The 13,044-nt window shown below is 60.4% G+C and carries 10 protein-coding genes; 4 read left to right on the top strand and 6 right to left on the bottom strand.

The features are described 5' to 3' along the window. Positions 1-166: 166 nt before the first annotated feature. From AC3IT9_RS11160 to AC3IT9_RS11140, 5 genes are all read right to left on the bottom strand, one after another. Positions 167-988: a TIM barrel protein gene (locus AC3IT9_RS11160; RefSeq protein ID WP_150752339.1), complete on the bottom strand. Its 822-nt coding sequence runs from the start codon at positions 986-988 to the stop codon at positions 167-169. A gap of 25 nt (positions 989-1,013) precedes the next feature. Next, on the bottom strand, positions 1,014-2,516 hold the full coding sequence (locus tag AC3IT9_RS11155) for a CoA-acylating methylmalonate-semialdehyde dehydrogenase (protein ID WP_489273057.1): 1,503 nt from the start codon (positions 2,514-2,516) through the stop codon (positions 1,014-1,016). Between the two features lie 58 nt (positions 2,517-2,574). Then, positions 2,575-3,417 carry a 5-deoxy-glucuronate isomerase gene (gene iolB / locus AC3IT9_RS11150; protein WP_151213032.1) on the bottom strand — a complete coding sequence of 281 codons (843 nt, stop codon included), beginning with the start codon at positions 3,415-3,417 and terminating at the stop codon, positions 2,575-2,577. Continuing rightward, positions 3,414-4,307: a myo-inosose-2 dehydratase gene (gene iolE / locus AC3IT9_RS11145; RefSeq protein WP_150727274.1), complete on the bottom strand. Its 894-nt coding sequence runs from the start codon at positions 4,305-4,307 to the stop codon at positions 3,414-3,416. Before iolE ends, iolB begins: the two co-directional genes overlap by 4 nt. Positions 4,308-4,408: 101 nt before the next feature. Further along, positions 4,409-6,346 (bottom strand): bifunctional 5-dehydro-2-deoxygluconokinase/5-dehydro-2-deoxyphosphogluconate aldolase, encoded by a 1,938-nt coding sequence (locus AC3IT9_RS11140; RefSeq protein ID WP_489273055.1) that lies wholly within the window; start codon positions 6,344-6,346, stop codon positions 4,409-4,411. Positions 6,347-6,657: 311 nt separating this feature from the next. Between AC3IT9_RS11140 and AC3IT9_RS11135 the strand changes: the two genes are divergently transcribed. Next, positions 6,658-7,578, top strand: coding sequence for a MurR/RpiR family transcriptional regulator (locus AC3IT9_RS11135; protein WP_150727272.1), 921 nt, complete (start codon positions 6,658-6,660; stop codon positions 7,576-7,578). Positions 7,579-7,737: 159 nt separating this feature from the next. Then, positions 7,738-8,853, top strand: a complete 1,116-nt coding sequence (locus AC3IT9_RS11130) for a Gfo/Idh/MocA family protein (protein ID WP_489273053.1) — start codon at positions 7,738-7,740, stop codon at positions 8,851-8,853. A 474-nt stretch (positions 8,854-9,327) separates the two neighbouring features. Here AC3IT9_RS11130 and AC3IT9_RS11125 read toward each other — a convergent pair whose 3' ends face one another. Next, positions 9,328-10,293, bottom strand: a complete 966-nt coding sequence (locus AC3IT9_RS11125; RefSeq protein ID WP_150727270.1) for a LysR family transcriptional regulator — start codon at positions 10,291-10,293, stop codon at positions 9,328-9,330. A 295-nt stretch (positions 10,294-10,588) separates the two neighbouring features. Between AC3IT9_RS11125 and argH the strand changes: the two genes are divergently transcribed. Further along, positions 10,589-12,016, top strand: coding sequence for an argininosuccinate lyase (gene argH, locus AC3IT9_RS11120; protein ID WP_489273051.1), 1,428 nt, complete (start codon positions 10,589-10,591; stop codon positions 12,014-12,016). A gap of 140 nt (positions 12,017-12,156) precedes the next feature. Next, positions 12,157-13,035, top strand: coding sequence for an amino acid ABC transporter permease (locus tag AC3IT9_RS11115; protein WP_150727268.1), 879 nt, complete (start codon positions 12,157-12,159; stop codon positions 13,033-13,035). The last annotated feature ends 9 nt before the right edge of the window (positions 13,036-13,044 follow it).

The following is a 13,044-nucleotide window of genomic DNA, read 5'->3' as shown; positions in this document are numbered from 1 at the left end:
ACCTTCCTTTGAAGCTAAATCCGGTATGTGCTGTGAACACTGATCATTGTGGGAGCGAGCTTGCTCGCGATGGCGGACTGGCAGCCAGCGTCAATGTTGAATGTGCAGGCCCCATCGCGAGCAAGCTCGCTCCCACAAGGGTTCTCCAATCAGTTCGATAACTGCCTCAGGCCAGGGATTTCTGCAAGTGATCCATACTCGCGCCGATCGCCCGCTCGATATCCGCCAGCCCATGCACGCTGTCAGCGAACGGTTCGAACGACAGGTAGCCGCTGTAGCCGCTAGCGAGCAAGGTGTCGATCTGCGCCGCATTGCCAAGGATGTCGCCCTCGCCCACCAGCACCCGGTGACCATCGCGAATGGTCGCCAGCGGGGCTTCGGCATCTTCGACCCCGGAGATGTGCACCAGCCCGGTCAGCTCAGGGAAGAACTCCTGCTCGCCGGCCAGATGATGGTGAAAGGTGTCATGCACCAGCCGGAACACATCCAGCCCGCCGATGGCCTTGATCGCGTCCACCGCTGTGCGTTTACGGCGCAGCGAGCACTCTTCGAAACCCAGCGGTTCGATGAACCCGAGAATCCCGTGATCGCGCAGGATCGGCGCCAGCTGACTCAACGCCGTGCGCAGGCCTGAAGCGCGCTCGGCTTCGGTACGCGGGTCGGCACGGTCGTTCAACGGGCACATGACCAGCCCTTGCGCGCCGCAGTCCCGGGCATAGGCAGCGAGTTTCGAGGCCTGCTCCCGGCGCTCGTCGTTCCACACATCAAACGGATACAGCGCGTTGATCGAGAGCACGGTGATGCCTTTGGCCGCGCACAACTCACGCACGCGCTCGGGCGCGGTGCCGTCTTCGATTTCGACACCTTTGAGGTCATTGCGGATCTCGATGGCGTCGGCCTTGAGGGTCACCGCCAACTCGATGAACGCGGGCAGGGACAAACGTGGGGCGACCATACGGTTCAGGGCGAAACGCAGGGGTTTGCTCATTATTGTTGTTCTCCGCACAAGTGAATTATTTGGCTGTCGGCATACTGAATTCAGGACCCTTGGCGATGCTGTCGGGCCAGCGTTGCATCACGCTTTTGTAGCGACTGTAGAAGCGGATGCCTTCTTCGCCGTAGGCATGGTGGTCGCCGAACAGCGAGCGTTTCCAGCCACCGAACGAGTGCCAGGCCATGGGCACCGGAATCGGCACGTTGATGCCGACCATGCCGACCTTGATGGTGCGGGCGAAGGCTCGGGCAATGCCGCCGTCGCTGGTGAAGCAGGACACACCATTGCCGAATTCGTGGGCGTTGATCAGCGCCACCGCGCTGGCGAAGTCCGGCACACGCACGATGCCCAGCACCGGACCGAAGATTTCCTGTTGGTAAATGCTCATCTCGGTCGTGACCTTGTCGAACAGCGTCGCGCCAACGAAGAAGCCATTCTCGGCGCCCGGCACCTTGAAATGACGACCATCGACAATCAACTGCGCACCTTGAGCCACACCCTGGTCAATGAAGCCTTCGACCTTGGCCTTGTGCTCGGCCGTCACCAAAGGTCCCATGTCACTGTCGCCCTGCAGACCGTTGCCGACCTTGAGCTGATCGATGCGTGGCAGCAACTTGGCAATCAAGCGGTCGCCGACATCGCCCACCGCCACGGCAATCGAAATCGCCATGCAGCGCTCACCGGCCGAGCCGTACGCCGCGCCGATCAAGGCATCCGCCGCTTGATCCAGATCCGCATCGGGCATGACGATCATGTGGTTCTTCGCCCCGCCCAGAGCCTGCACGCGCTTGCCCCGGGAGGTGGCTTGCTGATGGATGTACTCGGCAATCGGCGTCGAACCGACAAAGGAAATTGCTTCGATGTCCGGGTGTTGCAGCAGCGCATCGACCGCAGCCTTGTCGCCCTGGACCACGTTGAACACACCATCCGGCAACCCGGCCTCGGTGAGCAAACGGGCCATCAGCAAACTGGCGGACGGGTCGCGTTCGGACGGCTTGAGGATGAAGCAGTTACCGGTAACCAGCGCCAGCGGGATCATCCACAGCGGCACCATCACCGGGAAGTTGAACGGCGTAACTCCGGCACAAACACCCAGCGGCTGGCGCAGGTTCCAGTTGTCGATGCCGCCGCCGATGTTGTCGCTGAATTCGGTTTTCAACAGGTTTGGCGCACCGCAGGCGTATTCGACGATTTCGATGCCACGGGTGACTTCGCCCTTGGCGTCGGAAAACACCTTGCCGTGTTCGCGGCTGATGATTTCTGCCAGTTCATCGTGATGGCGGTCGAGCAACTCCTTGAACTTGAACATCACCCGCGAACGGCGCAAGGATGATTGCTCGGACCAGGCTGGAAAGGCCTTGAGGGCCGATGCGACTGCCTCGTCCACAGTCTTCTCGCTGGCCAGCCCGACCCGTGCCTGCACGCTGCCGGTGGCCGGGTTGAAGACATTGCTGAACCGCTCACTGCCGGTGTCTTGCACCTGACCGTCTATGTAATGGCCTACAACCTGAGCGTCGCTCATCGTTATTGTTCTCCGTGCAGATAGTGGAATTCAGACGTTGGAATTCAGGCTTTTCAGTTCACAGATCAAGCAGCCAACTGTGCTGCGGATCGTTATGGAACTGCCAGACGCGTTTCGGGCCGGCCATCACGTTCAGGTAATACGACTCGTAGCCGTACGGCACACTGACCGGGTGATAACCCTTGGGCACGACCACCAGGTCGCTGTTTTCCACGGCCATGGCCTGATCGATGCTGCGATCGTCGGTGTAAACCCGCTGGAACACGAAGCCCTGGGGCGGGTTGATCTGGTGGTAATAGGTTTCTTCGAGAAAGCTCTGGTGCGGCAGGTCGTCGGTGTCGTGCTTGTGCGGTGGATAGCTCGAGGAGTGTCCGGACGGCGTGCGCACTTCGACCACCAGCAGTGAATGGGCGGGCTCGGTGTCCGGCAGGATGTCGCAGACGTAACGGGTGTTGGCGCCCTTGCCGCGCACGCTGCGCTTCATCGTGTCGGGTTTGATCAGGCGTGGGCTGTAGGAGCTGCCGAAGGCTGCGATCTTTTCGCTACTGGCTTCAGTAGTGAAGCCAGGCGCGGAACACACGGCAATTTGCACATCACTCAGGGCGACCACCTGGGCTTGACTGCCGGGTGGCAAGTACGCGGCGAATGGAGACTTGTCTTCGAACACCGACTGCCGATCGCCAATGTTGTCCCAGTCGAACGCGCCCTGCCCCGGCGCTTCGCCCTTGATGCTGACCCGGCCGCTGAGCAGCACCAGGCACAGTTCTTTATCACCCGCCGAGACCGGCAGTGTTTCGCCCAGGCTCAAGCGGTAGGCGGCGAAGCCGACGTATTCCAGCTCGCCGTTGCCCAACTCGACCATGGTGCGGCCGCGGGCGTTGCTTTTGACCAGCAGGCTCATGACGCGATCCTCTCGTCGAGCAACGCACGCAAGGTGTCGTAGCCTTTTTTCGCGTAGACATAACTTGGCGCCACCGCCGGGTCCTGCTCGGCTTCGACCACCAGCCAGCCGTGGTAATCGGCGGCCAGCAGCACATCGAGCAATGAGCCGAAGTCGATATCACCATCGCCGGGCACGGTGAAGGTGCCGTTGATGATGCAGTCCGGGAAGCTCCACAGGTTGTTGCGCGCCAGCTGCACCACCGGTTTGCGCACGTCCTTGAAATGCACGTGGCAGATGCGTTCGATGTGTTTGCGCAGCACCTGCAAGGGTTCGCCGCCGCCCATGTAGCAATGGCCCGAATCGAACAGCAGGCCGACTTCGCTGCCGGTCAGGGCCATCAACTTGTCGATGTCCGCCGGGGATTCGACGTAGGCGCCCATGTGGTGGTGATAGGCCAGGCGCACGCCCTGGGACAGGGTGAAGCGCGCCAGTTCGGTGAGCTTGTCGGCGTACTCCTGCCAGGCCTGTTCGGTGTGCAAGCGCGGGCGTTCGACCAGAGGAATGCGCTGGCCCTGGATGGAGTCCGCGACCTCGCCATAGACCAGCACCTTGGCGCCGTTCTTCGCCAGCAGCTCGACATGACTGCCGATGGCGTCGATTTCCTCGGCCACGGAACGCCGTGCCAGACGGCTGGAATACCAGCCGGACACCAACGCCAGGTCATAGGGCCGCAGCACGTCGCCGACGCCTTTGGCGTCCTTGGGGAATTTGCCGTTGAGTTCAAAACCTTCGTAACCGATTTCCTTGCCTTCGCCGAGGGCGGTGCTCAATGGCGTCTCGCCACCGAGGGACGGCAGGTCGTCGTTGCTCCAGGAGATCGGGTTGATGCCAATACGGATAGCGGGCATGGCTGCACCTTTTATTGTTGTACCTAACCGTTGAATACGGCACTGAACCCTGTGGGAGCGAGCTCGCTCCCACAGGTTCAGTGTTCATACATTGAAAATGTTCAGCTCCGCGCCGCACGCCAGGCATCGATCAATTCGACAAAGGTGCCTTGCACTTGGCGAATCAGCGCCTCATCGTCGATTTCCCCGGCCAACCACGCACGGCTCGGCTCCTGGAAAATCGTCCGGCCCACGGCGAACCCGCGGCAGGTCCGGCTCTGGCTGGCCTGTTGAAAGCCTTCGGCCAACGCTGATGCAGGGGCGTTCAAGCCCAGCAGCACCACCCCTCGGCAGTACGGATCGCGTTCCTGGATCAGTTCGTCGAGTTGCTGCCACTCCTCGGCGCTTTGCGCTTCGATCTTCCACCACGCCGGGTAGATGCCCAGGTTGTAGAGGCGCTTGAGGGCGCGATACAGCACGTCCGGGTGAGCCGAGGGGTGATCCTTGGGCGGGATGATTTCCAGCAGCAGTTCATGACCACTGACCTGGGACGCCTGATACAAACCCTTGATCTGCGCTTCCTGTTCCAGACGCAGCAACGGTTCGTCGTCGGGATGAAATTGCACCAGGCACTTGATGATCTGCTCTTGCGGCCAGGCGATCAGGTTGCTGCCGATAGAGCGACCGTGTTCGAAGGCCAATGGCCGCGAACCCTGGACTTCCACCGGCCGCGCCACCCACCAGCCGCGACCGGTGGCGGCGTTCAGTGAGTCCTGGCCGAAACGTTGATCGGCCAGCAGCCCGACATCGGCGTCGATGCCTTGCTCGCGCAAATCGGTTTCGACCCGCTCCACGGCCTGGATAAAAAGTTGCTTGAGTTCGCAGATGGCGTTGAGGTCACGGCCGCCCTTTTGCGCCAGTTCCACCAGTTGCCCGCGATGGTCGAAGGCAAAGATGAACAGTTGCTTCCACTGTTTGCGCGGCACGCTGACCTGATGCAGGCGCTGCAACACCGCGTCCTGGTCCGGACGGGTAATCGGCACCGGGCTGTTGAACAGGTAATCCAGTTCGGCGCGGGTCGGCATCGCCGGGGCGCAGGCATGGCGCGACACCACCAGGCCGCCACAGGCGTTGGCCAACTGGCAGCAGCGCTCATCGCTGGCGTCCTCCAGCCAACCGCTTAGGAAGCCCGACATGAAGGCATCACCGGCCCCCAGCACGTTAAGCACTTCCACTCGCACGCCGGGATAAATCGCACCGTCTTCAAGACGGGTCGGGATCTCTCCATGAATCACCGTGCAGCCTTGCGGACCGAGCTTGACCAACAGGGTCGCAGCGCTCAGGCGCCGGACATTGCGCAGCGCAGTGAGCAAATCCTCGGCACCACCGGCAATCAGGAACTCTTCTTCAGTGCCGACGATCAGGTCGAAACGCGGAAGGATTTTCTGCACATGCTGGCTGACGTTCTGGTCGGCGACGAAACGGGTCTCACCGTCCGCCTTGCCGGCCAGACCCCAGAGCACCGGGCGGTAGTCGATGTCCAGCACCCGTTTGACGTTGTGCTTCTGTGCATAGTCCAGGGCCTGGATGCTCGACTTGTACACACCGTCGGTGGAGAAATGCGTGCCGGTGATCAGCAAGGCTTTACTGGAAGCGATAAAGGCTTCGCTGATGTCTTCGGCCCGCAGCGCCATGTCGGCGCAGTTTTCACGGTAGAAGACCAAAGGAAAGGTTTCGCGGTCCTTGAGACCCAGCAGGACCATGGCGGTCAGGCGTTCCGGATCGACCTTGATGCCACTGACATCGCAGCCTTCACGGGTCAGGGACTCAACGAGGAAGCGCCCCATATGGTCGTCCCCTACCCGGCTCAGCATCGCCGACTTCAGCCCCAACCGCGCGGTGCCGAAGGCGATGTTGGCGGACGAGCCGCCGAGGTACTTGGCAAAGCTGCTTACATCCTCCAGCCGCGCCCCGACTTGCTGCGCATAGAGGTCGACGCCTAGGCGCCCCAGGCAAATCAGATCCAATTGACGCCCACTGGCAAAACGAGTCTGGCCCATGCTGGCTCCTGTTATTTTTATCAGCCTGCGTTCGGGGCGATGGCCGTACCGAACACTCTTGGTGGATGCAGACTAAAACGACCGGGACCGAACAATCAATAATTATTCCAAATATTTTTTACATGGAATATATTTTCCAATAAGCTTTGGCACATGCGTTCCAGAAGCAGTGCATCGTTTCAGCAAGCTTCACACTGCTGCAAGCTCAAGATTTTATTCGGGCCTACCCTGTAGACTGCGCACAGCCAACCTATTGTCAGGGGACGAATTGAAAAATCGTCCCTATAAGAACAAGCCAGAAGGATTCCCCAATGTCCCGCACCGATCAGCCGGCTACGACCGAGAGCACGCCCGACAGCGATCTCACCAGTCCCCCGATCAATGCCGAGCGTCTGCTGCAGCTGATCACCGATGAATACGAAAGCCTGCCGCGCCAGCTCAAACGCATCGCCAGCTACATGAGCCAGCAGAGCGACCGGATCATGGTCGACCGCATCAGCGACATCGCTCGCGAATGCGAAGTGCACCCGTCGGCCATCGTGCGGTTTTCCCAGCGTTTCGGCTTCAGCGGCTTCAGCGAAATGCAGGCGCTGTTTCGCGAGGCGTATACCCACAAGACCACGCCGGTGCAGAACTACCAGCAGCGCATTCGCAGCATGATCGCCAACAAGTCACAGAAGGCCAGCGGCGGCGACCTGGCGCGCGAATGCATCGACGCCACCCTGTCGGGCATCGAACGGCTGGGGCTGGAACTCGATGATCAGGCCTTCGACAAGGCCGTGGATCTGGTGGTCAACGCTGACAACATCTACGTGGTCGGCGTGCGCCGCTCGTTCGCGGTGGCCGATTACCTGGTCTACAACCTGCAACACACCAACAAGCGCATCCACCTGGTATCGGGACTCGGCGGCAGTTACCGCGAGCAGATGCGCAGCGTGCGCGCCAATGACCTGGTGATCGCCATCAGCTTCACGCCGTACGGCAAGGAAACCCAGCACTGCCTGCGCATCGCCCAGCATCATCAGGCGAAAACCCTGATCATCACCGACAGTAACCTTTCACCTTTGGCCAAGCGCGCCAACACCGTGCTGCTGGTCAACGAAGGCAGCTCGTTTGCCTTCCGCTCGTTGAGTGCGACCTTGTGCCTGTGTCAGGCGCTGTTTATCGCCGTGGCTTATCGACTGGAATTGAAAGTCGATGAGATTCACGAGCAGGTCGGGTTCGAAGACTGACCGAGACACTGGCGTTACGGCGCCGCGCGCAGCGAAGAACTCCCGCGTTTGCACGCGAGCGCTCAGCGGCCACATGTAAATATTTATTCCATAATTGATGAAAAGGAATTTTTATTCTATAAACGGGTTTCCTGAAAACAAAAACCAAAGGATCCTGTCATGCGCGAACTCGGAATCGGACTTATCGGCACGGGTTTCATGGGGCGTGCCCATGCCCTGGCCTTTCGCAACGTCAGCGCAGCATTCGAACTGCCCTTCACGCTTCGCCTCGCCGCCCTGGCCGACGCCGATTCCGTTCGTGCCCAGGCATGCGCCACTGCCTGGGGCTTTGAGCAGGCCTATGGCGACTGGCAGCAATTGATCGACGACCCCAAGGTCAACCTGATCGCCATCACCACCCCCAACCACCTGCACTACCCGATGGCCATGGCCGCGCTTGCCGCTGGCAAACCGGTGTACTGCGAAAAACCGCTGGCGGTGAACCTCGAACAGGCCAACGCCATGCACCTGGCGGCCAAGGATGCGGGCGTGGTCACCCGTGTCGGCTACAACTACCAGCACAACCCGATCATCGGCCTGGCGCGGGAGTTGATTCAGAGCGGCAAACTCGGTGAGATCATCAGCTTTCAAGGCGAATTCAGCGAAGACTTCATGGCCGATCCAGCGTCACCCTGGTCGTGGCGCTGTGAGGCTGAACATGCCGGTGGCGCGCTGGCGGACCTGGGCAGCCACTTGCTGGGCATGGCGCGCTATCTGCTCGGCGATGTCGAAGCGGTATGCGCCGATTCCCAGACCGTGCACCGCCAGCGCCCGACCACAGCCGGTAGCCAGGAACAACGCACAATTGCCGTCGACGATCAGGCCCATGCGTTACTGCGCTTTGCCAGCGGAGCGCGTGGCACCTTCAGCAGCAGTTGGCTCAAGCACGGCTACAAGAATCACCTGAGTTTCGAGATCAGTGGCACCCAAGGGACCCTGTCATTCGATCAGGAGCGTTTGAATGAGTTACGCCTGTGCCGTGTCGGCCAGGACGGTTTCCAGCGTTTACTGGCCGGGCCGAACCTGCCCGGATATGCAGCGTTCAGTCCCGCGCCGGGGCATCAGCTGGGCTACAACGAGTTGAAAACGCTGGAAGTGCATGAGTTGATCATGGCCTTGGCCGGGCACGGACAAGCCGGCACCGATTTCGAGCAAGCCCTGGAAGTTGAACGGCTGGCGACGGCGATTCGATTGGCGGCGCGGGAACAGCGCTGGGTCAATATCAGCGAGGTCTGATCGCCGATAAGGCTGCCGCCAATAGGCGGTAGCAGGACGGACGCCGGGCGAAAGTCTGTGGAGCCTGTACCTGTTCACAGCTGATCCCTGCGAAATTCGATTCCGTCGGTGGCAGCCGCAAGCACCGGGGTATCACTGGCCGGGGCCACGCGTTGCGCTTCACCGCGGGAGAGCGTGGCCGGATAAGGACGCCAAGGTGATCAAGTTCATGGTCAATATCGCAGGACTTGCAACCAGTCTTCAGCCAATCGTTCCTGGGACTGGAAAGTGTTGCGGCGCCTGCTTGTGTGATGATGGATCTCAGCGATTATCGCGCTCTTCACGGCACGGCATTGGGAACTCTACAAGCAGTATTGAGCGGACGTTTCGATAAAAACGATTTCGTGTTGCTGCAAGTGCTGAAGCCTTAAGCCTGGCACCATCATCCCCATTGGCCGCCAGTGTTCGTTAGTTAGTGTTCAACGCGGCGAACAATCAAACCGAGGCTTTTAAATCCACGCCCAGTGCCTGGGCAAATGCCTTCACCAAGGGGCTGCGCACAGTGTTATGGCGCAGGATCAGACTGAACGGCGTGACGATGTTGATCAGGTCCGGGCGCACCGCGCGAAACTCTCCCCGCGCCACCATCGGTGCGGCGTAATGCTGGGGCAGGAACCCCAGGAAACGACCAGTCTTGATCAGCAGCGCAACGGCCTCCACCTGGGTTGCCGAGGCGGAAAAGCTGTCGTAGTGGGCAAATTTCAGTTTGTCGCGATGAATCGCGTAGCGATGGTTGATGCACTCGTAATCCTTGAGCACATTCCCCCCCATGTCCGCGTCCGCCATGGAGAACAGCGGGTGGCCGAGCGCGCAATAAACCTCCGAGCGTTCTTCGTATAGTTCGTAGTAATCGAACTCTTCGCGCTTTTGATAAACCGGCACAATTCCCGCCACCAATCGCCCCTCGACGACACCTCTTTCAACCTCATCAAGTTGCGTGGCCTGAAGTTGAAATCTAACCTTGGGAGATTGTTCGTTTATACGTCTAAGTGCGGCAACTAACGGCGAATTGGCGTCAGAGATAGTGTTATCAATAACCCCCACGCCAAGATCACCGACAAGTTCGTTTTGCGCTGAACTAAGGCGGTCGCGAAAGTTGTCGACCGAGGCAAACAAGTCTATCGACGCCTGATACACCAGACGCCCTTCTTCCGTCAGGTGAAAGCCCTCTCGCCCCCGCGTGCAAAGGCGCATACCGATACGGATTTCCAGGTCGGAAATCTGTTTACTGATGGCTGCCAGCCCCACATTCAGCTCATTTTGCGCGGCACTGAAGCCACCTGCCTCGACCACGGCCTTGAACACTTTGAGCAGTTTGAAGTCCAGCCCGCTGAGGGCCAGCGGTGCCCGTTGCAGCGTTTTCGGCGGCGGGTTTCCGGAATTGGAAAGTGGGGTTTCCATAATGCTTATTTACCTCTGGCGCCCTATTCAACAATCTGTGCCCAACAACAAAAACATAGCTGGCCTAATAATAATGAGCACAGAAAACCAGGCTTGGCAACCGCCAATAAATCCCGAACATCAGTGCCAAACCACTGATCTCAAAACATTAAAAGCTGACACTTCGATCAGCTCTCGCCCCTTTGCAACTGCCCTCTTGAAAACTGATCTGGCCTGATTTCGTTCGCTGACTTTTTAGCGACGTTGCGGCCCGGCATACCCATTTCAGTTCGCGTTACCGACGAGGAAAACAACAATGTCTCAAACCACCGACCGTCTCTGGGGTGCTCGCTTCAAAAGCGGCCCTAGCGAAGCCTTGGCGGCCCTGTCCCGTTGCCCTGAGCGCTACTTCCGGCTCACCCCGTACGACCTCGCCGGCTCCAAGGCCCATGCCCGGGAACTGCAGCGCGCCGGACTGCTGAGCGAGCAAGAAACCCAGACCATGCTCGACGCCCTGGAACGTATCGGCGCTGACTTCCGCGCCGGCAGCATCGCCCCGACCCTGGACGACGAAGACGTCCACACCTTCATCGAACGCCTGCTGACCGAACGCCTTGGCACCCTCGGTGGCAAGCTGCGCGCCGGTCGTTCGCGCAACGACCAGACCGCCAACGACCTGCGGCTGTTCCTGCGGGACCACGTGCGCACCCTGGCCGTTGAAGTGCTGGGCTTACAGCAGGCGCTGGTGGACCAGGCCGAGCAACACATCGAGAGCATCTGCCCCGGCTTCACCCACCTGCAGCAGGCACAACCGATCGTGTTTGCTCATCACCTGCTGGCCCACGCCCAGTCGATGTTGCGCGACGTGCAGCGCCTGGTGGACTGGGACGCGCGCACTTCGCTGTCGCCACTCGGTGCGGCGGCCATGGCTGGCTCGGCTATTGCTCGTTTACCTCAGCAATCGGCAAAAGAAATGGGCTACAGCGGCGTTTGCGAAAACTCCATCGACGCCGTGGCCAGCCGCGATCACGTCGCCGAGTTCCTGTTCATCGCCAGCATGCTCGGCATCAACATCTCGCGCCTCGCCGAAGAGTTCTGCCTGTGGTCGTCGCGGCAATTCCGCTGGGTCGCGCTGGACGATGCCTACGCCACCGGCAGTTCGATCATGCCGCAGAAGAAAAACCCGGACATCGCCGAACTGGCGCGGGGCAAGGCGGGTCGCCTGATCGGCAACCTGACCGGCCTGTTGTCCACCCTCAAATCCCTGCCGCTGTCCTACAACCGCGACTTGAGCGAAGACAAGAACGGTGTGCTCGACAGCGTCGACACCCTGCTGCTGGTGCTGCCGGCCATGGCCGGAATGGTTGCGACCATGACGGTCAACGTCGAAGAGCTGCGTCGCCAGGCACCGCTGGGCTTCACCCTCGCCACCGAAGTCGCCGACTGGCTGGCGGTGCGCGGCGTGCCGTTCAAGGAAGCTCACGAAATCACCGGTGCGTTGGTCCAGGCCTGCGAGAAACACGACATCGAATTGTGGGAAGCCTCTCCGGCGCTGTTGGCGGAAATCGACCCGCGCCTCACACCAGAAGTACGCGCAAGCCTGACCCTCGAAGCCGCCATCGCCGCCCGCAGCGGCTGGGGCGGGACCGCGCCACAACAGGTGCGCGAACAGATCGGCCGCCTGAAAACCGCCCTCGCCGCCCAGCAGCAATGGACCGAGGACTATCAGGGCTTCCGCCTTTAAGCAGTGATGCAAAACCTGTGGGAGCGAGCTTGCTCGCGATTGCGGTTTCACATTCAACATCAATGTGAACTGACCCACCGCTATCGCGAGCAAGCTCGCTCCCACAGGGATAGCGTTGAAACCGAGTTCGGAGAAACAACATGAGCCAGACACAGGCAGAACGACTCCAGGCGGAGCGCAAACTGGCGGAAAACCAGTTCGACATCACCCAGTACGATCATGTGCCCCGGCGTTACTACGGGCGGATTTTCTTCGCCACGGTGATCGTCATCGCAATTATCGGCCTGGTGCGCGCCTTCGCCGAAGGCAAGATCGAATGGTCGTACATCGGCCAGTTCCTCACCTCCCAGGCGATCATGTGGGGCTTGCTCAACACCATCGTCATGGCGGTACTGGCAATGGCGCTGGGCATCGTGTTCGGCGTGATCACCGCGATCATGCGCATGTCTGCCAACCCGATCCTGCGCTATGTGGCGCTGATCTACACCTGGCTGTTTCGCGGTACGCCGCTGATTCTGCAACTGCTGTTGTGGTTCAACCTGGCGCTGATCTTCCCCACCATCGGCATCCCCGGTCTGTTCGAAATGGACACCGTGAGCCTGATGACCCCATTCGTGGCGGCCCTGCTCGGCTTGAGCATCAACCAGGGTGCCTACACCGCCGAAGTGGTGCGAGCCGGCCTGCTCTCGGTGGACACCGGGCAGTATGAAGCCGCCAAGTCGATCGGCATGCCGCGCCTGCAAGCACTGCGCCGGATCATCTTGCCCCAGGCCATGCGCATCATCATTCCACCGGTGGGCAACGAGTTCATCGGCATGGTGAAAATGACCTCGCTGGCGAGCGTCATCCAGTACTCGGAACTGCTCTACAACGCGCAGAACATCTACTACGCCAACGCCCGCGTGATGGAGCTGCTGATCGTCGCCGGTATCTGGTACCTGGCCACCGTCACCGTCCTGTCCTTTGGTCAAAGCCGTCTGGAGCGTCGTTTCGCCCGCGGCGCCGGCAAGCGTTCCTGAGGAGCCGCA

The organism is Pseudomonas sp. KH_046_1 (genome assembly GCF_057839025.1).
Note: the sequence above shows the minus strand (reverse complement) of the source record. Positions and strands in the feature narration are given on the sequence as shown.